Genomic DNA, 17,606 nt, shown 5'->3' on the forward strand with positions numbered 1-17,606 from the left:
GCCACGGGTCCAGACCGAAGCGCGCTGCAAATTGCCGCGAAATCGACATTTGCGGGACGCGCCGTCGTGCTAAACAACTGCAGAGGTTTGGAATCAGGTGTTTGATGCTGAAGCTAACCACAATTCTGTGTGGCGGTCTGTTTCTGACGATGCTGATCGGCGGCCGTGACGAAAGTCAGGTCCGCTACGGTCTGCAGGGCAGGATTCCCACTCTGAGCCAGGTGGTCGCCCAGCACATGGACGCCCCCAAGCCAGTGGTGGAAGTCGCCGCCGATCAGCCGTTGCCCGTCCAGCCCAAGGCCGAGCAGCCGGTCACACAGGACGCCGCGGTGGTACCGGCTTCACTTTCGACGCTCGCAGAAAGCCCGGCCGTCGAAACCGATACGACCACCTACACAGGCTACACCCAGGACGCGCTTGGCGGCGGGATGTCGTTGTCAATGCCGATGGTCCAACCTTCCTCCGAGACCGTCACGACTGATGATACCGAGGTCGAGCCTGTCGGTGGATATATCGCCTATGTCTCCGGAAGCTCTGTCAACGTCCGCTCCGGACCCTCGGCCGAAACCGAGCCTGTCGCGCGGCTGGCTCGTGGCGAGTCGGTGCTTGTGCTACCGTCGGATACGCCCGGCTGGTCGATGATCCGGATCGAGGGCGACGGGGTCGAGGGCTATATAGCATCACGGTTTCTCAGCCAGACCAGCAGCGAAGGAAGCGGGCCCGCGGGCGACTGACGGCCCTTGGCCTGCCGCGGGCAAGTCCCTATCAACGCCTCCGAGAACTTACGGGCAGGAGGCAGGTCATGGCGCAGAAGAGCGTCCTCATCACCGGTTGTTCCTCGGGCATCGGGCTTGACGCCGCGCGCGGCATGGCGGCGCGGGGATGGCGGGTCTTTGCGACCTGTCGGCAGGAGACCGATTGCGAAAAACTGCGCACAGAAGGGCTGGAGAGCGTCCGGCTCGACTATGGGGACGAGGACAGCATTGCCTCGGCCATCGATGAGTGCCTGTCCCGGACCGGCGGCACCCTGGATGCCCTGTTCAACAATGGCGCCTTTGCCTGTCCCGGTGCGGTCGAGGACCTGCCGCGTGCAGCCCTGCGGTCGATCTTCGAGGTCAACCTGTTCGGCTATCACGACCTGACACGACGGGTCATTCCGGTCATGCGCAGGCAGGGTCATGGGCGGATCGTGAACTGCTCCTCGGTCCTGGGACTGGTCGGCGCGCCCTGGCGCGGGGCCTACGTCGCCACAAAATTCGCGATGGAAGGGCTGACCGATGTTCTGCGCATCGAGATGCGGGGTACCCCCATCCAGATCATCCTGATCGAGCCGGGCCCCGTCACCTCCGACCTGCGGCGCAAGGCCATCCCCTATTTCGAGCGCTGGATCGACTGGCGCAACTCGCCGCGACGAGCACAGTACGAGGAAAGCCTTCTCAAGCGACTTTACGAGGATCGCGGGCCTGACAGGTTCGAGCTTCCCGCCTCGGCGGTGACGGCGAAACTCGCCCAGGCGCTCGAGGCGCGGCATCCCTCGGCCCGCTACTACGTCACGACGCCGACTTACATCGCCAATCTGCTGCGTCGGCTTTTGCCAACAGCTGCGCTGGACTGGGTTCTGACCCGGGGGTAAGCCACTCGAACCCGGGGGGCACGGCGTTTTTTCCTTCGCCTTTGCTCTGCCGCCCGCTACATCAGGCCGATCGGAGGGCCTGCCGCCATGTTGCATGATCCGCTGTTCTACGTCGTTGCCGCCTCGATGCTGCTGGTTGTGGTCATCCTGATGATCGGCATCGGCAGCTTCGCCAAGGGCGGCGATTTCAATCGCCGCAACGCCAACCGCCTGATGCGCTACCGCATCTACGCGCAAGCCGTCGCGGTGATGCTGATCCTGCTTTTCGTGGCGATGCGCCGCTATTTCGGGTCGTAACAAGATGGTCGTGCTTTCGAAGATCTATACCAAGACCGGCGATGCCGGAGAGACCGCACTTGGAAACGGTGCGCGGGTAGCCAAGCATTCACTGCGAGTGTCTGCTTACGGCACAGTCGATGAAACCAACGCCTTTGTCGGCGTCGCACGCCAGCATTCAGACGGCGAAATGGATGCCGCGCTTCAGCGCATCCAGAACGACCTGTTCGATCTTGGCGCCGATCTTTGCCGCCCGGACATGGAGCGCGATCATGAAGCCGGCTACGTTCCGCTGCGCATCCTGGCCCGCCAAGTCGAGCGGCTGGAATCCGAGATCGACGTGATGAACAGCCGTCTCCAGCCCTTGCGCAGCTTCATCCTGCCGGGTGGCAGCCCCTTGGCGGCCCAGCTTCACGTCTGCCGCACCGTCTGCCGCCGCGCAGAGCGCATGACTGTCGAACTGGCGACGATGGAAGAGGTCAATCCCGAGGCGGTCAAATACCTCAACCGCCTGTCGGACTGGTTCTTCGTTGTAGGCCGGATCGCCAATGACGATGGCCGCGCCGATGTCCTTTGGGTGCCTGGACTGACCCGCGAGTCCTGAAGACGCGACGTCCCGACGACACCGTGCGTCGATTTTGGCCTGTTCCCGATGCTGCGAAGCAGCTAGAACCTCCCGCGAGAGCTTGGGCGCCCGTTAGGGTGCGTTAATCTGGAGACTTCCGCCGATGAAGGTATTGGTGCCTGTCAAACGGGTGATCGACTACAACGTAAAGGTCCGCGTGAAGGCGGACGGGTCGGGTGTCGATCTGGCGAACGTGAAGATGTCGATGAACCCCTTCGACGAAATCGCAGTCGAAGAGGCGATCCGTCTGAAGGAGAAGGGCATCGCGACCGAGGTTGTCGTCGTGTCGATCGGCGTGAAGCAGGCGCAGGAGACGCTCCGCACTGCCCTCGCCATGGGTGCCGACCGCGCCATCCTGATCGAAGCTGCCGCCGACGTGCAAACCGACATCGAGCCGCTCGCCGTAGCCAAGCTGCTGGCCGGCGTCGTCAAGGAAGAGGCGCCGGGCCTCGTTCTGGCGGGCAAACAGGCGATCGACAACGACATGAACGCCACGGGCCAGATGCTGGCGGCGCTTGTGGGCTGGTCGCAGGGCACTTTTGCCAGCGAGCTTGCGGTCGAAGGCGACAGCGCCACAGTCACGCGCGAAGTTGATGGCGGCCTGCAGACGATCAAGGTCAAGATGCCGGCGATCATCACGGTCGACCTGCGCCTGAACGAGCCGCGCTATGCGTCGCTGCCGAACATCATGAAGGCGAAAGCCAAGCCGCTCGCTGTCAAGACGCCCGCCGATTACGGCGTGGACGTCGCGCCGCGCCTATCAGTCCTGAAGACTGTCGAGCCGGCGGGCCGCAAGGCGGGCGTGAAGGTCGCCTCGGTGGACGAACTGATCGCGAAACTCAAAGACGAAGCGGGGGTGATCTGAGATGGCCGTTCTTCTGCTTGCCGATGTGAACGAAGGCGCGCTGTCGACTGACGCCGTCGCCAAGACCGTCGCCGCCGTGAAAGGCCTGGGCGATGTCCATGTGCTGGTCGCGGGCCAGGGCGGCGATGCCGCCGCAGCCGAAGCGGCGAAGCTCGATGGCGTGTCGAAGGTGCTCTTCGCCAATGCCCATGTGTATTGCCACGGCATGGCCGAGCCGACAGCGGCGCTGATCGTGTCGCTGGCCGGTGGCTACAGCCACATCTGCGGAGCCGCGACAGCCTTCAACAAGAACGTGCTGCCCCGCGTTGCGGCCCTTCTGGACGTGATGGTGATCTCGGACGTGACCGCAGTGATCGACGCCGACACCTTCGAGCGGCCGATCTATGCAGGCAACGCTATTCAGACGGTGAAATCGTCAGACGGCAAGAAGGTCTTCACCGTCCGCACGGCGACCTTCAACGCGGTCGGCGCCGGTGGCGCAGCCCCTGTCGAGGCGCTGGCCACGGCTGAGGACGGCTCGCTGTCCTCGTGGGTCGAGGACAAGACCGCAACCTCGGATCGCCCCGAGCTTACTTCGGCGGGCATCGTGGTTTCGGGCGGACGCGGCGTCGGTTCGGAAGCGGACTTCGCGCTGATCGAGAAACTGGCAGACAAGCTCGGCGCCGCCGTTGGCGCGAGCCGCGCCGCGGTGGACAGTGGCTATGCACCGAACGACTGGCAGGTGGGCCAGACCGGCAAGGTCGTGGCGCCGAACCTCTATGTCGCGGTCGGCATCTCGGGCGCGATCCAGCACCTCGCAGGCATGAAGGACTCGAAGGTGATCGTCGCCATCAACAAGGACGAAGAGGCCCCGATCTTCCAGGTGGCCGATTACGGTCTCGTGGCCGACCTCTTTACCGCCGTCCCGGAGATGATCGAAAAGCTCTGATCGGGGCGCAGCACCAAGTCTTTACGGGCGCCTGCGGGCGCCCGTTTTGCTTTGGTCGTCCCCCTCCGCGAAGGGAACCAAGGCCTCGGCAATCTGCCGGTGCATGCCCCCCTGATCTGCCAGAGGTCCCTGATCGCCCGTCCCGCCCGGCAACGGATCGACCACTATCTCCAAGACTGGCCGGCCCTCGGCGACCGCCGCGACCATCGCACGATCGACCAAGGCCGGGGTCAGGCTGGAGCCGAAGATGCCCGTCTCGGCCAGCGGTGCCTCGGCCAGCCAGATCAGGACGGTGCGCCGCGGCAATCGCGCCAGAAGCTCGGACATACGCGCGATCCACATGCGGCGCAGTTCCTCGTGCAGCAGAGCAAAGCGATCCGCTTCGGCAGATCGAAGGCGCGAAACGAGGTGGTTGGTGAAATTGAATTCGATGAAGTCGATTTCCGGATACAGCCCGTGCAGATCTGGCGTGATCCGCAGGACGCGATCGTTGCGGCGGGGGTGAACGCAATAGAACCGGTTCGACAGGTTGACTGCCCCCGGCAATTGCAGGAAAGCCGAGTTGGCCTGGGATGCAACATCCTGGACGGCGGTGTCACGCAGATAGACGTCCGGGCCTGCGTTGGGCAGTCCGAGATTCACGACCATCCGCCCCAGACACCCTTCGAGCAACACCGGCCAAGGATCCTTCTGGGCGCGACCGAATGTCTCGGATCCACCGAGCGCGACGCTGTATCTTCCGACGAGCGGCCTGAAGGGCCCCCGAAACTGAAGGCGCGAGTCGCCATACTTCCATGGCGCATAATCGACCGGCGCTTCGCCGGGAAACGCGTAAGCCATTCCACCCACCTGTTTGATCTTCACCCGCGACTCAGGATGCAGCCTTGGGCTTTCCAAGCCACTAACCTTCAAATTTTCCGCGCATTCTAAGGTCCTTGGCAGCTTGCCTCGGGCCAGCCCCGAGGCATATGGTTTCTGCAATCGCAAAGGAGTGGGCAGAATGGGCATCCGCACAGTGGGCATCGTCGGCGCAGGCCAGATGGGCAATGGCATCGCTCACGTCTTTGCTGTGGCGGGTTATGACGTTCTGCTGAACGACATCAGCGAAGAGGGTCTGCAGAAGGCCGTTGCGACGATCGACCGGAACCTGGAACGGCAGGTGTCCCGCGGCAAGATTTCCGCCGAGGACAAGGCGGCGGCGATGGCCCGGATCAAGACGACGATGACTCTGACCGATCTTGGTCAGTCCGACCTCATCATCGAGGCGGCGACAGAGCGCGAGACGGTCAAGCAGGCGATCTTCGAAGATCTGCTTCCACACTTGAAGCCGACGACGATCCTGACCTCGAACACCTCGTCGATCTCGATCACTCGACTGGCCAGCCGAACGGACAGGCCAGAAAAGTTCATGGGCTTCCACTTCATGAATCCGGTGCCGGTGATGCAGCTGGTCGAACTGATCCGCGGCATCGCCACCGATCAGGAAACCTACCAGACGCTTCTGGCCGTCGTCGAAAAGCTGGGCAAGACCGCCGCAAGTGCCGAGGATTTCCCGGCCTTTATCGTCAACCGGATCCTGATCCCGATGATCAACGAGGCGGTCTATGTCCTCTACGAAGGCGTCGGCACGGTCAGGTCTATCGACGAGGCCCTGAAACTGGGCGCGAACCATCCGATGGGCCCGCTGGAGCTCGCCGATTTCATCGGGCTCGACACCTGCCTAGCGATCATGAACGTGCTTTATGATGGCCTGGCCGACACCAAGTATCGCCCCTGCCCGCTTCTGACGAAATACGTCGAGGCCGGCTGGCTGGGCCGCAAGACACAGCGCGGCTTCTACGACTATCGCGGAGAAGTGCCGGTTCCCACGCGCTGATTCGTATCAGGTTCGACCGAGGGCCAGCGTCGTCTCACGAAGGAACGCACAAAAGCCGCGCGGATTAGAGGCCCATTTGGCGCATTCTTCCGGCGGGATCGGCTGACCGATCACCGGTGCCTGCGGTTTGTTCAGCGCGTGCTTGATCTCGTGCAGCAAAAGACCCTGCCGGAAGGTCGGCGAGATCTTGTCGGCGATATGATAGATGCGCGAGTTCTGGCCTGGAAAGAAGATCGGCAGGACGGTAGCGCGGCTTTTCTGGACCATCTTCGCGGTGAAGACGTTCCACTCCGCCTCAACGGCATCATCCCACCAGCCGGTCGTGGTGGCTACCTTTCCCGCCGGGAACAGGATAACGACGCCGCCATTGGCCAGATGATCCATCGAGATGCGCCGCATCTCGAGCCCCTTTTCCTGGGCATCCGGTTCGTGCGGGAACGGGACCGGAACCATGTGATAGGCGATTTCCTCGATCCCGGTCAGAAGCGAGCGAGTGAGGATCTTGAAATCCCCCCGCACCTGCATGACCAGCCGCGCCATCACAAGACCGTCGACGAGTCCATGCGGATGGTTGGCCACCACCACGACGGGTCCGGTCCTTGGAATCAGCGCTACCTGGTTGGGTGGCGTCGTAACCTCGATTCCCATGATGTCGAGCGCACGCTGCCAGAATTCGAGCCCGGTCGCCGGGCCAAGCGCCTCGAAGCGACGGATCAGCCGCAGCAGGGTCAGCTTGCCGCTGAGCCACTCGATCGTGCGGATGATGCCAGCCTTGGTCGGGTCGTCGAACGTGCCCGCATATGACAGACGGCGCTTGTCATAGGGGCGGTAATCCGGATCACCGATCTGGCGGCCCGCCTGGTCGACATCTTCTGACAAGGGCTTCATGTCCTCCACCGTGGCGCACGCCCATCGGCGCCCAGGTTCAGAAGGATTCTCCGAAACGGTCGGCAACGAGCGCTTCCAGCGCTGCGGCGAGTTGCTCTGCCTCCGCCCCGCTGGTCCGGACCTCAATAGAGGTTCCGCGCGATGCTGCCAACATCAAAAGACCCATGATCGAATCGCCCGACACCGACATGCCGTCTTTGGTGACGGTTGCGCTTGCATCGTGGCTTTCGACCACCTCGACGAACTTTGCGGATGCACGGGCGTGAAGGCCCTTTTCGTTGATGATATGCAGCCGCCGTTCCGTCATTGAGCGTCGTATCCGTTGTTGAGGTCCATGCTGTTGATGTATTTGCGCCCGGCCTCGAGCGCTGCCTCTACTGCCACGGGTACGCTGAGATTGCGGGACTTGGCAAGTTTGATAAGTAGGGGAAGATTGGCGCCGTAGATGATCCGGCGATCTGTAGCGACGCAGGCCCTCAGGCTAAGGTTGGAGGGCGATCCACCGAACATGTCGGTAACCACCACGACACCGTCCCCCGTATCGACGTCGTCGGCCGCGCCGCAGATCTCTCGCTGCTTGGCAGCACGATCATGGTCATCTTCGATCGAGATCGCGCGGACGCCTTCCTGGCGGCCCACGACATGCTCGACGGCGGACAGGTATTCCCGCGCCAGACCACCATGTGCGACGATCACGATCCCGATCACGCGCGGACCATCTTCAGTTCACCCCAGATCCTTGCCAGGTGTTGCAACCGCCCGGCGTTCCAACTCGCGGTGGCGGATTGCCACCGGCCAGCCGGCTTCTGACAGCACTTTGCCGAGTTTTTCTGCAACTGCAACAGAGCGATGCTGTCCACCTGTGCATCCGAAAGCAATTGTCAGATGCGACTTGCCTTCTTCGACATGAGCAGGGAGCAGCAGTTTGATAAGGTCGATCAACTTGTCAAAATAGGGATCGAACTTGGGGTCGGCAGCGATATGCGCGGCCACAAGGCCGTTGCGTCCGTCAAGATCCCGCAGATCCGGCGCCCAGTAGGGATTTCGCAGGAACCGACAGTCGAAAATCATGTCAACGCCGCGCGGCAGCCCCCTCTTGTAGGAGAAGGACTGGACCGAAACCGCCATTCGCCCCTTTGGTGCTCGGCCAAACCACCGACCAATCTCGGCCTTCAGGTCGTGGGGTGACATCTCCGTCGTGTCGACAAGATGATCCGCTCGCACCCTAATCGGGGCCAGCAGATCGACCTCGCGTTCCACCCCCTGCGCTGCAGTTTCCGCCGGCGCCAGCGGGTGGCGGCGCTTGGTTTGGTTGAACCGACGGACCAGCTCATCGGCAGCGCAGTCGAGATAGAGAACCTCTGCCGTAACGCGCGCGTCGCGGCTCAGGCTGTCGATCAGTTCAATCAGAGCGGTCACGTTGAAATCGCGATTGCGGACATCAAGCCCAAGCGCCACGGGCCGGGCCAGCGGCGGGCCGTCGATTAGACGCGGAACCAGTGACAGCGGCAGGTTGTCGATGACCTCGTAGCCCATGTCCTCAAGAGCATGGATTGCGGTCGAGCGACCTGCCCCGGACGGACCCGTGACAAGAACGAGCCGCTGCCCGGTCCCTGTCTCTTGCTGGCCGTCCATCGGTTGTCCTCCGCCTCTCCAGTCCTAAGCCTTGCGCCCATGCCGCAGATAGAGCAGCAGAGACGCAGGAAAATGGGGCGCACGCGATGCTTTAACAAGATCGATGCGCTGACCGTGGAACACGATCGCGTGCCTTTCCGGCAACCGCTTGTCCTCTTCCTGCCCAAGATCGACTGCCAGCACGATACGGACCTCTGGCAGGGTCGGAACGGACAACAGACCGACTTGGCGCGCCTCGATCAGATTGGCGATCGCGGGCGGGCAGCGGGCGACGACAGAGTTCCCGGCAAGAACTATCTCGACGCCATCATCAGCAACAAGCTCTGCGCCAAGCCCCATCATCTGCAAGGCGAGAGAGGACTTGCCAGAACCCGAGGGACCAAGGATCAGCATTCCGCGCCCGCTCACCGCCACGCAGGACGCGTGCAGGAGGAGCAGCGCGGTTTCGGTCACACCGGCAGGCCCACCACGAAGCGGGCACCGAGAGGTTCTGAAGTAATATCGGCATTGGTCGGGCGGATGTTCTCGGCCCAGATCACACCGCCATGTGCCTCGACGATCTGCTTGGAGATCGCAAGGCCGAGGCCTGAGTGATTGCCGAAATCGCCTGAGGGACGTTCCGAGTAGAACCGCTTGAAGATCTTGGTCAGCGCCTGTTCAGGAATGCCGGGGCCGGTATCCTCGACGACGACCAGCACCCGATTCTCGCGTTGACGCGCCCATACCCGCACTGCGTCTCCGTCCTCGCAGAAAGAGATCGCGTTGGTGATGAGGTTGACGAAGACCTGCGCCAGCCGCGCCTCGAGCCCCTGAATCACGATCGGTTCCGGCGGCAGATCGGTAATGAAATCGACGCCCTTCTCGCCTGCCTGCTTAGACAGGTACTCGCTGAGGTTCGTTAGCGTCTTGAGCAGGTCGAAAGAGGTCTCCTCCTCTTTCACCAACTCGCTGTCCAGACGCGAGGCGTTCGAGATGTCGCTGACCAAGCGGTCAAGGCGGCGCACGTCGTGCTCGATGACATCGAGCAGCTTCTCGCGCTGGTCGTCGCGCTTGGCCACGCGCATCGTGCCAACGGCCGAACGCAGGCTGGCAAGCGGGTTCTTGATCTCGTGCGCGACATCGGCGGCGAACTGTTCGTTGGCGTCGATGCGGTCATAAAGCGCCGCCACCATGCCGCGCATCGCCACCGAGAGTCGGCCGATCTCGTCCGGGCGCGCAGCAAGGTCGGGGATACGCACGCGGCCAGGCGCCATCTTTCGCGCGTTGCGGTCGCGCCCGAGTTCAGCGGCCGCCGCAAGATCGGCCAGCGGATTGGCAATGGTCGATGCAAGCACGAGGCTGAGACCGATCGAGACGAGCAGGGCGATGATGAACATCTGCAGCACCTGCTCGCGCTCATAGCGCACAAGACGGTCGATCTCGCCCGCGGCACTGGTCAGCGCGACAACGCCGAGCACTTCGCCGTTCCGCTTGATCGGGGTCGCAACCGAGAAGATCGCCGCGCCGGTCTTTTGATCATGGCCGGTCACGGCTTTTGTCTCGCCCCCTTGCGCGTCGCTTTGCACGACGACAGCCTGAGCGAGCGCATCCACCGTTTCCGGCTCTGGCGCGCCTATCGTGAACAGGCCGGACACACCCTGCCAGACCAGGTTCAGGAAGTCGGTGATGATGGTCGACCGGTCCTTGTCGTTCAGCTCCGGCTCTGCGCGGGCCGCACCGACAGCCCGGCTGACGAGCTGCCCGGTGCGATCGAACACAAAGACCTCGACCCCGGGTGCGAGATGGATCGAGTCCAGCGTGGCGGGCACGTCGATCCCGTCGCCGGCAGCCATGTTCACGGCCCCGGTCCCGGGTATCTGCGCCTCGAACACGTTGGCGATCAGCTTCGACTCGGTCACCAGCCCTTCTTCCCGCTGCAGAACGAGGCTGTCGCGGAACGGGTTCATGAACAGAACGCCCGACACGAGGATGACGAGTGCGAGCAGGTTGAAGACGATGATCTTGCGCGCCAGAGGCGAGCGGTTGAGTGAGACAATACCGCGCCTATGCCGATCCGCCCGAAGCGCTTCGTCGGTCAGGGTCTCGGGAGAAACCCAGTCCTCACCCAGAAGCACATCGCCGTCCCGCGCCGTCGCGGGTTTGGCGGAGTTTTTCTGGCCGGAACCAAGGCGCGGCAGTGTTGTCATTCTTCGTTGTAGCGGTAACCGATGCCGTAAAGCGTCTCGATGGCCGAGAAGTCGTCATCAACTGTCCGCATCTTCTTGCGCAGACGCTTGATGTGGCTGTCGATCGTGCGGTCGTCGACATAGACCTGATCGTCATAGGCCACGTCCATCAACTGGTCACGGCTCTTAACGAAGCCTGGCCGCTGCGCCAGCGCCTGAAGCAGCAGGAATTCGGTCACCGTCAGCGCGACCTCCTTGCCCTTCCAGCTGACCGAGTGGCGCAGCGGGTCCATCCGCAGATGCCCCCGCTCCATGATCTTGGTCTCTTCGGTGACTGCAACCTCACCCGAGGCGATCGCTTCCTGACGCCGCAGGAGAGCGCGGATGCGCTCGACGAGCAGCCGCTGCGAGAAGGGCTTCTTGACGTAGTCGTCGGCGCCCATGCGCAGGCCAAGGACTTCGTCGATCTCGTCGTCCTTGGAGGTAAGGAAGATCACGGGCATTGAGGTCTTCTGACGAAGCCGCTGGAGCAGGTCCATCCCGTCCATACGCGGCATCTTTATGTCGAGAACGGCCATGTCCGGCATGCGCCGGTTGAAGGCGTCAAGCGCCGACTGGCCATCGTTGTACGTTTCAACTTCGAAGCCTTCGGCCTCGAGAGTCATGGCGACGGACGTCAGGATGTTCCTGTCGTCGTCCACTAGGGCGATCCGTGACATCTGCTCTTTCCTGTTTCTGCCGGTCATGCCGATTTTTTTGACATGATCGGCCATTCGCCCCCACTTAATCAACACATAACTGCGAATCACCCCATCCGACGACCCTCAGCAGACGCAAAAATTGCTCAGGAATGGCTAATTTGCCTCACTCGCGGAAGTTTGTTTCGGCGATCTGCGTTTGGTTGCGCTAACGTCTTGATTGTATGCTGTTCCACCCTGCAGCCCGTGTTATAAGAAAATTGCGCGACCGATCCTAGGTCGCGCCGGCGCCTTCTGGCCCAAGGTGTCGTCCCCCTATTTTCATTGAGGAACCTGCCGCGTGACCGGCAGCGGGAGAGCTTGCAGAAATGACCATCGGACGCGTGAATCCGGCGCACAAGCTGGAAGATCAAGGTATCACCGGACTTGGCAAGGTCCATTACAACCTGCTTGAACCGGCCCTGATCGAGGCCGCCCTGCAGCGGGGCGAAGGCCATCTTGGCCTTGGCGGTGCCTTCCTCTGCTCGACCGGCGCCCATACCGGGCGTTCGCCCAAGGACAAGCATATCGTTCGTACCCCTTCTGTCGAGAAGTCGATCTGGTGGGAAAACAATGCCGCGCAGTCGCCCGAGGCCTTTGATCGCCTCTATGCCGACATGCTCGAGCACATGAAGGGTCGCGACTATTTCGTGCAGGATCTTTATGCGGGGGCTGATCCTGCCCATCGCCTTGATGTGCGGGTGGTCACGGAACTGGCCTGGCATGGCCTGTTCATCCGCCACATGCTGCGTCGTCCCGACGCCTCGGAACTGGCCGGCTTCACTGCCGACTGGACCATCATCAATTGCCCGTCCTTCAAGGCGGACCCGGAGCGTCACGGCTGCCGTTCGGCGACGATCATCACGATGAACTTCGACAAGAAGCTGATCCTGATCGCCAACACCGCCTATGCCGGCGAGAACAAGAAGTCGGTCTTCACGCTTCTGAACTACCTGCTGCCCGAGAAGGGCGTGATGCCGATGCACTGCTCGGCCAACCACGCGCCGGGCAACCCGGTCGATACGGCGATCTTCTTCGGCCTGTCGGGCACAGGCAAGACCACGCTTTCGGCCGATCCTAGCCGTATCCTGATCGGTGACGACGAACATGGCTGGTCCGAGCGCGGCACCTTCAACTTCGAAGGCGGCTGCTACGCCAAGACCATCAGCCTGTCGGCCGAAGCCGAGCCGGAGATCTTTGCCACCACGTCCAAGTTCGGCACCGTCGTTGAGAACATGGTCTACGACCCTGACACGCTGGTTCTCGACTTCGAGGATTCGAGCATCACGCAGAACATGCGCTGCGCCTACCCGCTCGATTACATCTCGAACGCGTCGGAAAGCGGTCTTGGCGGTCATCCCCGCAATGTCATCATGCTGACCTGCGATGCCTATGGTGTTCTGCCGCCGATCGCGCGCCTGACACCAGCCCAGGCGATGTACCATTTCCTGTCGGGCTTCACCTCGAAGACGCCGGGCACCGAAGTGGGCGTGGTCGAGCCGATCCCGACCTTCTCGACCTGCTTTGGCGCGCCGTTCATGCCGCGTCGCCCAGAGGAATATGGCAAGCTCCTTCAGGCCAAGATCGCCAAGTTCGGCGCGTCCTGCTGGCTGGTGAACACCGGCTGGACCGGTGGTGCCTATGGCACCGGCAAGCGCATGCCGATCAAGGCTACCCGGGCCCTTCTCAAGGCGGCACTTGACGGTTCGCTGAACGGTGCAAGCTTCCGCAAGGATCCGAACTTCGGCTTCGAGGTTCCGGTTTCGGTGCCGGGCGTGGACTCGAGCCTGCTCGACCCGCGTTCGACCTGGGCGAACAGCGCGGCCTATGATGCGCAGGCAAAGAAACTGGTCGGCATGTTCGCCGACAACTTCGGCCAGTATTTGTCCCATATCGACGACGACGTGCGGGCTGCGGCGATCGGCTGATCGCCCGCCCTTTGCCGGGGGCGGGCAGTCTCCCCCGGCAGTATTGCGCAACTGGCGCGCCGATTTCATAAATTCCCCCCGCAGGACAGTCACCACTGGCGCAAGCTCCATCGGCTGTGATGGTGCGCCCTGCGGTAGTACCGTCGAAATGCGCGGATCGTCAGCATCCCGGGCGCCAAACGGGCGCGACATTTTTGTGCGCCGTGATTCAACGCGGCGAATTTTTGTTGCGCTGCAACTGCGAAAGAATTAGTCAATCCCGACACAGTGACTCACCCGCCTTTACGGAGGAAAGCCATGCCGCATGATGGTCAGCCCATGACCCGGAGCCCGGTTCTCGAAGGCCTGCTCGGCCTTGCCGGCGGTGCCCTTCCCGAAGCAGAGGCGCTGTTCGATGCGGCGCGCGAGTCCGTGCGGTCGCGCGTAACCGTTGGCGGCAAGATCTCGGCAACGGCGCTGGAGCAGGATCAGTTCGCGGCACATTCCCTGTCGTGGCTCGCGACCTATGTCGAGGCGCTGCGGCAGATGCTGGCCTGGGCACAGCGCCTGGAAGAGTCGGGCAATTTCGGCGAGATGGAGGCCCTGATCCTCCAGATCGCCTATGGCGAATATCTGGCCCAGATCACCGGCGGAATTCCGATGAGCCAGGGCGAGATCGCGCGTTTGTCGGATTTCGGGCTGGAGGTGACGCCGGGCACAGAATGGCAAAGGCTGGCGGCCGAGGGCAACACGGCGGCGGCGCGAGCGCGCCTTGTCGCGCTGATGCGCGACAACCACGGCCGTGCGACTTTCGGTGCCACGGGCCTGGAAGACGAACTTGAGATGATCCGCGAGCAGTTCCGTCGCTTTGCGGATGAGCAGGTGATCCCCAACGCCCACGAATGGCACCTGAAGGATGAACTGATCCCGATGGAGATCATCTCGGCGCTGGCCGAGATGGGCGTGTTCGGGCTGACCATCCCCGAGGAATTCGGCGGCTTCGGCCTGTCCAAGGCCTCGATGGTCGTCGTTTCGGAAGAACTGTCGCGTGGGTATATCGGCGTGGGCTCGCTCGGCACCAGGACCGAGATTGCTGCCGAACTGATCCTGTGCGGCGGCACGCCCGAGCAGAAGGCGCACTGGCTACCGAAGCTCGCAAGTGGTGAGATCCTGCCCACTGCCGTCTTCACCGAACCCAATACCGGGTCCGATCTCGGGTCGCTGCGCACCCGCGCGGTGAAGGTGGGGGCGGATTGGGAAGTGACCGGGAACAAAACCTGGATTACCCATGCCGCGCGCACCCATGTGATGACTCTGCTGGCCCGGACCGACCCCGATACGACTGACTACCGTGGTCTGTCGATGTTCCTGGCCGAAAAGATCCCCGGTACCGACGAAGCGCCCTTCCCCACCCCCGGCATGACCGGCGGCGAGATCGAGGTGCTCGGCTACCGGGGTATGAAGGAATACGAACTCGCCTTTGACGGCTTCAAGGTGAAGGGCGAGAACTTGCTCGGCGGGATCGAGGGGCAAGGCTTCAAGCAACTCATGCAGACCTTCGAAAGCGCCCGCATCCAGACCGCAGCCCGTGCCGTGGGCGTGGCGCAATCGGCGCTGGAGACGGGCATGCAGTACGCCGAAGACCGCAAGCAGTTCGGCAAGCCGCTGATCGAATTCCCCCGCGTGGCCGGCAAGCTGGCCATGATGGCGGTCGAGATCATGATCGCCCGGCAACTGACCTACTATTCCGCCTGGCAGAAGGATCACGACAAGCGGTGCGACCTCGAGGCGGGGATGGCCAAGCTTCTGGGCGCGCGTGTGGCTTGGGCGGCGGCGGACAACGCTCTGCAGATCCATGGCGGCAACGGCTTCGCACTGGAGTACCGGATCAGCCGGATCCTCTGCGACGCCCGCATCCTGAACATCTTCGAGGGCGCCGCCGAGATCCAGGCGCAGGTCATCGCGCGCCGGCTGCTCGACTGAGCTACTCTCCCGCCACCGGCGAGCCGTGCGACGGGCGAGGCGTGCCGAGTCGGGGATGCAAGCGGGCGGCGATCGTTGCCATGACAGCCATTCCGGCCCCGGCGGCGGCGAAGACACCCGCCACAGGCGCAACCAGCAGCACCAGCCAGGCGATGCCCGGCGTCACGATGCCCGACACGTCGCGGAAACTCGAATAGACTGCCGCCATCTCGGTCCGCTCCGACGGCTTGACCGCCATGAGGAAGGGCAAGCCGCCCGCGACATCAAGCATCACAAGCGAAACGGACCCGACGAAAATCAGGATAACCGCCGCCCAGGGCAGCGGCGAAGCGACGCCGGCCAGCAGGAAGAACGCGCCTCCCCAGGCGAAGGCGACAGTCACTGCGCGCCGCACTGTCAACCACCGCGCCAGCCGCAGGAGCAGCGGCGTCGTGAAAAGAAAGGCGTTCGTGACCGACAGGGCAAAGCCGCCCACCTTGTCGCCCAGTCCCGCCTGAACGCAGAAGATCGGCACATAGACGACATAGACCCACCAGCCACAGGAGCGCACGACAGCAAACAACCAGCCGGCAATGAGGCGAGGCTGCGCGAAGAAGCGCGCCAGATAGGACAGCGGGTTGAGCGCCGGCCCCCTTGCCTTCTGGATCTGCTTGCCGTTTCCCAGCCGCAGAATCCAGAACGTGGCAAGCAGCGCGACCGAAAAGAAGGCGGCGACGACAAACGGCGCCGGCTCCCAGAGGGTGCGCAACCAGACCCCGGTCATCGGACCGACGGCCCAGAAGATCGCGGCATAGAGCATCTGCGTCGAGGTCGACCGGCCAAGCTCTGCCCGCTGGATATAGTCAAGGACATAGGCATTCAGGCAGACGAAAAGCGTCACGGTCGCCAAAGCGTTGACCAGGATCGACAGAGCGACCGCCACTGTACCGCCGATCAGCGCCAGCCCCATGCCGAACAGATAAAGGAGTGTTCCCGCCGTGTAGACCCATCGCCTCGGCACGTGCCGCGTCGCCCAGGGCACCATCAGGCCCCAGATCAGCGAACACAGCCCGATGGCGAAATATATGCGCGACACAAGGCTAGCGTTTCCTTGGCCTGTCACCGGGTCGACCGTGGATTGGTACAAGACCAGCGGCATGACCGAGATGAGTATCCCGCGAACACCCGCCTCCAGCCCGGACAACAGCGCAAAGGATCGCACATTGGGCGTCGGCGAATGCCGCAGGAACAGCGGAATGTAGCGGGTGGCCATGAAATCTCCTCTCCGCCATAGGCGCATCGGGGAGAAGAGTTTTCTGATCCAGCCGCGACAGCCGGTCGCAGGTTTTCGCCGCTATACTCAGGGGCGCAGCAACAGCATGACCAGTCGCGCCCGCGCCTCGGGCAATGGCCGGTCGCCGCCATTGGTCAACTCCCTGTCAAGGAAGTGACCGGTCAGACGCAACCCCTGTCCAAGGCCCTCGACCTCTTCGGCCCCCCCGATCAGGCCCGCAGGCAGGATCAGCAGCCGGTCTGCCCAGTCACCCGCCGCGGCCTGGCCCACGGCGCGCCCGGTGCGCGGCGATACATAGGCCAACCCCTCGCGCGCACCGGTCAAAGCGCAGGCCTCCAGGTCGAGACCGAAGCCAAGCTCTTCAAGCAGGCGTAACTCCCACCGCAGATAGTCCCATTCCCATCCGCCCCGCTCCAGACGGTCGAGAAGCGGGATCGTCGCAGCGTAAAGCGCTGGGTGCGGCTCGCGTTCCGGCAAGGCCCGCGCTAGAAGTGCGCAGATCGCGTTCAGCCCTGCCAGCGCCAACCGATCGGAGAGGACCCCCGCCCGGCTTTGTAGCGGTTCGACGGTGAAGGCGCCCAGATGCTCGTCCAGCCGGGCGTGCCAGCTGACATCCAACTGTGCGCCGGGCTGCAGCAGCGGTGCGATCCTTCGCGAGGCGCCGCCGCGCACCACGCCTGCATGCCGGCCATGTGCCGCAGTAAACACTTCGATAATCGCCGCGCTTTCCCCGTGCCGCCGCACCGAGAGAAGCGCCCCCTGATCGCGCCATTCCATGCCGCCACTATCGGCATCGCGTGGCAGACGAGCAAGCG

General features: G+C 63.1%; 19 protein-coding genes. 9 read left to right on the forward strand and 10 right to left on the reverse strand.

Annotated elements, in window-relative coordinates; all coding sequences use genetic code 11:
- Positions 1–104: 104 nt before the first annotated feature.
- The 6 genes from L0V05_RS04220 to L0V05_RS04245 all read left to right on the forward strand — a co-directional run bounded on the left by L0V05_RS04220 (position 105) and on the right by L0V05_RS04245 (position 4,327).
- Positions 105–734 carry an SH3 domain-containing protein gene (locus L0V05_RS04220; RefSeq protein ID WP_234868833.1) on the forward strand — a complete coding sequence of 210 codons (630 nt, stop codon included), beginning with the start codon at positions 105–107 and terminating at the stop codon, positions 732–734.
- Positions 735–802: 68 nt separating this feature from the next.
- The gene (locus L0V05_RS04225) at positions 803–1,633 is read left to right on the forward strand and encodes an SDR family NAD(P)-dependent oxidoreductase (protein WP_234868834.1); all 831 of its coding nucleotides are present in this window, start codon (positions 803–805) and stop codon (positions 1,631–1,633) included.
- Between the two features lie 87 nt (positions 1,634–1,720).
- Positions 1,721–1,930 carry a twin transmembrane helix small protein gene (locus L0V05_RS04230; RefSeq protein WP_234868835.1) on the forward strand — a complete coding sequence of 70 codons (210 nt, stop codon included), beginning with the start codon at positions 1,721–1,723 and terminating at the stop codon, positions 1,928–1,930.
- A gap of 4 nt (positions 1,931–1,934) precedes the next feature.
- Entirely contained in the window at positions 1,935–2,513 is a 579-nt protein-coding gene (locus L0V05_RS04235; RefSeq protein ID WP_234868836.1) for a cob(I)yrinic acid a,c-diamide adenosyltransferase, read from the forward strand.
- Between the two features lie 124 nt (positions 2,514–2,637).
- Positions 2,638–3,399, forward strand: a complete 762-nt coding sequence (locus L0V05_RS04240) for an electron transfer flavoprotein subunit beta/FixA family protein (protein ID WP_234868837.1) — start codon at positions 2,638–2,640, stop codon at positions 3,397–3,399.
- Position 3,400: 1 nt separating this feature from the next.
- Complete coding sequence (locus L0V05_RS04245) at positions 3,401–4,327, forward strand: electron transfer flavoprotein subunit alpha/FixB family protein (RefSeq protein WP_234868838.1); 927 nt, start codon at positions 3,401–3,403, stop codon at positions 4,325–4,327.
- A 21-nt stretch (positions 4,328–4,348) separates the two neighbouring features.
- Here L0V05_RS04245 and L0V05_RS04250 read toward each other — a convergent pair whose 3' ends face one another.
- Entirely contained in the window at positions 4,349–5,167 is an 819-nt protein-coding gene (locus tag L0V05_RS04250) for a DUF6473 family protein (RefSeq protein WP_234868839.1), read from the reverse strand.
- Positions 5,168–5,327: 160 nt separating this feature from the next.
- On the opposite strand from L0V05_RS04250, the gene L0V05_RS04255 reads away from it, so the two are divergent.
- On the forward strand, positions 5,328–6,203 hold the full coding sequence (locus L0V05_RS04255) for a 3-hydroxybutyryl-CoA dehydrogenase (protein WP_234868840.1): 876 nt from the start codon (positions 5,328–5,330) through the stop codon (positions 6,201–6,203).
- Positions 6,204–6,209: 6 nt separating this feature from the next.
- On the opposite strand, the gene L0V05_RS04260 is transcribed toward L0V05_RS04255, so the two are convergent.
- The 7 genes from L0V05_RS04260 to L0V05_RS04290 are packed head-to-tail and all read right to left on the reverse strand — an operon-like array spanning position 6,210 to position 11,610.
- The gene (locus L0V05_RS04260; protein WP_234868841.1) at positions 6,210–7,091 is read right to left on the reverse strand and encodes a lysophospholipid acyltransferase family protein; all 882 of its coding nucleotides are present in this window, start codon (positions 7,089–7,091) and stop codon (positions 6,210–6,212) included.
- A gap of 37 nt (positions 7,092–7,128) precedes the next feature.
- Positions 7,129–7,398 carry an HPr family phosphocarrier protein gene (locus L0V05_RS04265; RefSeq protein WP_234868842.1) on the reverse strand — a complete coding sequence of 90 codons (270 nt, stop codon included), beginning with the start codon at positions 7,396–7,398 and terminating at the stop codon, positions 7,129–7,131.
- Positions 7,395–7,799 carry a PTS sugar transporter subunit IIA gene (locus L0V05_RS04270; protein WP_234868843.1) on the reverse strand — a complete coding sequence of 135 codons (405 nt, stop codon included), beginning with the start codon at positions 7,797–7,799 and terminating at the stop codon, positions 7,395–7,397. Before L0V05_RS04270 ends, L0V05_RS04265 begins: the two co-directional genes overlap by 4 nt.
- An 18-nt stretch (positions 7,800–7,817) precedes the next feature.
- The gene (gene rapZ, locus L0V05_RS04275; RefSeq protein ID WP_234868844.1) at positions 7,818–8,726 is read right to left on the reverse strand and encodes an RNase adapter RapZ; all 909 of its coding nucleotides are present in this window, start codon (positions 8,724–8,726) and stop codon (positions 7,818–7,820) included.
- Between the two features lie 24 nt (positions 8,727–8,750).
- On the reverse strand, positions 8,751–9,179 hold the full coding sequence (locus tag L0V05_RS04280; RefSeq protein ID WP_406565950.1) for an HPr kinase/phosphorylase: 429 nt from the start codon (positions 9,177–9,179) through the stop codon (positions 8,751–8,753).
- Entirely contained in the window at positions 9,176–10,912 is a 1,737-nt protein-coding gene (locus L0V05_RS04285; RefSeq protein WP_234868846.1) for a sensor histidine kinase, read from the reverse strand. The genes L0V05_RS04280 and L0V05_RS04285 overlap by 4 nt, the downstream gene beginning before the upstream one ends.
- Positions 10,909–11,610, reverse strand: coding sequence for a response regulator transcription factor (locus tag L0V05_RS04290; RefSeq protein WP_234868847.1), 702 nt, complete (start codon positions 11,608–11,610; stop codon positions 10,909–10,911). Before L0V05_RS04290 ends, L0V05_RS04285 begins: the two co-directional genes overlap by 4 nt.
- A gap of 347 nt (positions 11,611–11,957) precedes the next feature.
- Between L0V05_RS04290 and L0V05_RS04295 the strand changes: the two genes are divergently transcribed.
- Together L0V05_RS04295 and L0V05_RS04300 are read left to right on the forward strand one after the other, a co-directional pair.
- Positions 11,958–13,556: a phosphoenolpyruvate carboxykinase gene (locus L0V05_RS04295; protein ID WP_234868848.1), complete on the forward strand. Its 1,599-nt coding sequence runs from the start codon at positions 11,958–11,960 to the stop codon at positions 13,554–13,556.
- A gap of 297 nt (positions 13,557–13,853) precedes the next feature.
- Positions 13,854–15,518, forward strand: coding sequence for an acyl-CoA dehydrogenase family protein (locus L0V05_RS04300; RefSeq protein WP_234868849.1), 1,665 nt, complete (start codon positions 13,854–13,856; stop codon positions 15,516–15,518).
- Position 15,519: 1 nt separating this feature from the next.
- On the opposite strand, the gene L0V05_RS04305 is transcribed toward L0V05_RS04300, so the two are convergent.
- A complete protein-coding gene (locus tag L0V05_RS04305) occupies positions 15,520–16,770 on the reverse strand; it encodes an MFS transporter (protein ID WP_234868850.1) in 1,251 nt (416 codons plus the stop codon).
- A gap of 87 nt (positions 16,771–16,857) precedes the next feature.
- Positions 16,858–17,568 carry a DNA repair protein RecO gene (recO, locus tag L0V05_RS04310; RefSeq protein ID WP_234868851.1) on the reverse strand — a complete coding sequence of 237 codons (711 nt, stop codon included), beginning with the start codon at positions 17,566–17,568 and terminating at the stop codon, positions 16,858–16,860.
- Between the last annotated feature and the right edge of the window lie 38 nt (positions 17,569–17,606).

The sequence above is a fragment of the Alitabrizicola rongguiensis genome (genome assembly GCF_021491355.1).
Classification (GTDB): Bacteria; Pseudomonadota; Alphaproteobacteria; order Rhodobacterales; family Rhodobacteraceae; genus Aliitabrizicola; species Aliitabrizicola rongguiensis.

Excerpts from the sequence above, each read along its gene's own strand:
- L0V05_RS04285 (WP_234868846.1), bottom strand. The coding sequence starts at position 10,912 with ATGACAACACTGCCGCGCCTTGGTTCCGGCCAGAAAAACTCCGCCAAA.
- L0V05_RS04295 (WP_234868848.1), top strand. The coding sequence starts at position 11,958 with ATGACCATCGGACGCGTGAATCCGGCGCACAAGCTGGAAGATCAAGGT.
- L0V05_RS04305 (WP_234868850.1), bottom strand. The coding sequence starts at position 16,770 with ATGGCCACCCGCTACATTCCGCTGTTCCTGCGGCATTCGCCGACGCCC.
- L0V05_RS04300 (WP_234868849.1), top strand. The coding sequence starts at position 13,854 with ATGCCGCATGATGGTCAGCCCATGACCCGGAGCCCGGTTCTCGAAGGC.
- L0V05_RS04235 (WP_234868836.1), top strand. The coding sequence starts at position 1,935 with ATGGTCGTGCTTTCGAAGATCTATACCAAGACCGGCGATGCCGGAGAG.
- L0V05_RS04220 (WP_234868833.1), top strand. The coding sequence starts at position 105 with ATGCTGAAGCTAACCACAATTCTGTGTGGCGGTCTGTTTCTGACGATG.
- rapZ (WP_234868844.1), bottom strand. The coding sequence starts at position 8,726 with ATGGACGGCCAGCAAGAGACAGGGACCGGGCAGCGGCTCGTTCTTGTC.
- L0V05_RS04265 (WP_234868842.1), bottom strand. The coding sequence starts at position 7,398 with ATGACGGAACGGCGGCTGCATATCATCAACGAAAAGGGCCTTCACGCC.
- L0V05_RS04240 (WP_234868837.1), top strand. The coding sequence starts at position 2,638 with ATGAAGGTATTGGTGCCTGTCAAACGGGTGATCGACTACAACGTAAAG.
- L0V05_RS04245 (WP_234868838.1), top strand. The coding sequence starts at position 3,401 with ATGGCCGTTCTTCTGCTTGCCGATGTGAACGAAGGCGCGCTGTCGACT.
- L0V05_RS04260 (WP_234868841.1), bottom strand. The coding sequence starts at position 7,091 with ATGAAGCCCTTGTCAGAAGATGTCGACCAGGCGGGCCGCCAGATCGGT.
- L0V05_RS04255 (WP_234868840.1), top strand. The coding sequence starts at position 5,328 with ATGGGCATCCGCACAGTGGGCATCGTCGGCGCAGGCCAGATGGGCAAT.
- recO (WP_234868851.1), bottom strand. The coding sequence starts at position 17,568 with ATGGAATGGCGCGATCAGGGGGCGCTTCTCTCGGTGCGGCGGCACGGG.
- L0V05_RS04230 (WP_234868835.1), top strand. The coding sequence starts at position 1,721 with ATGTTGCATGATCCGCTGTTCTACGTCGTTGCCGCCTCGATGCTGCTG.
- L0V05_RS04225 (WP_234868834.1), top strand. The coding sequence starts at position 803 with ATGGCGCAGAAGAGCGTCCTCATCACCGGTTGTTCCTCGGGCATCGGG.
- L0V05_RS04290 (WP_234868847.1), bottom strand. The coding sequence starts at position 11,610 with ATGTCACGGATCGCCCTAGTGGACGACGACAGGAACATCCTGACGTCC.
- L0V05_RS04250 (WP_234868839.1), bottom strand. The coding sequence starts at position 5,167 with ATGGCTTACGCGTTTCCCGGCGAAGCGCCGGTCGATTATGCGCCATGG.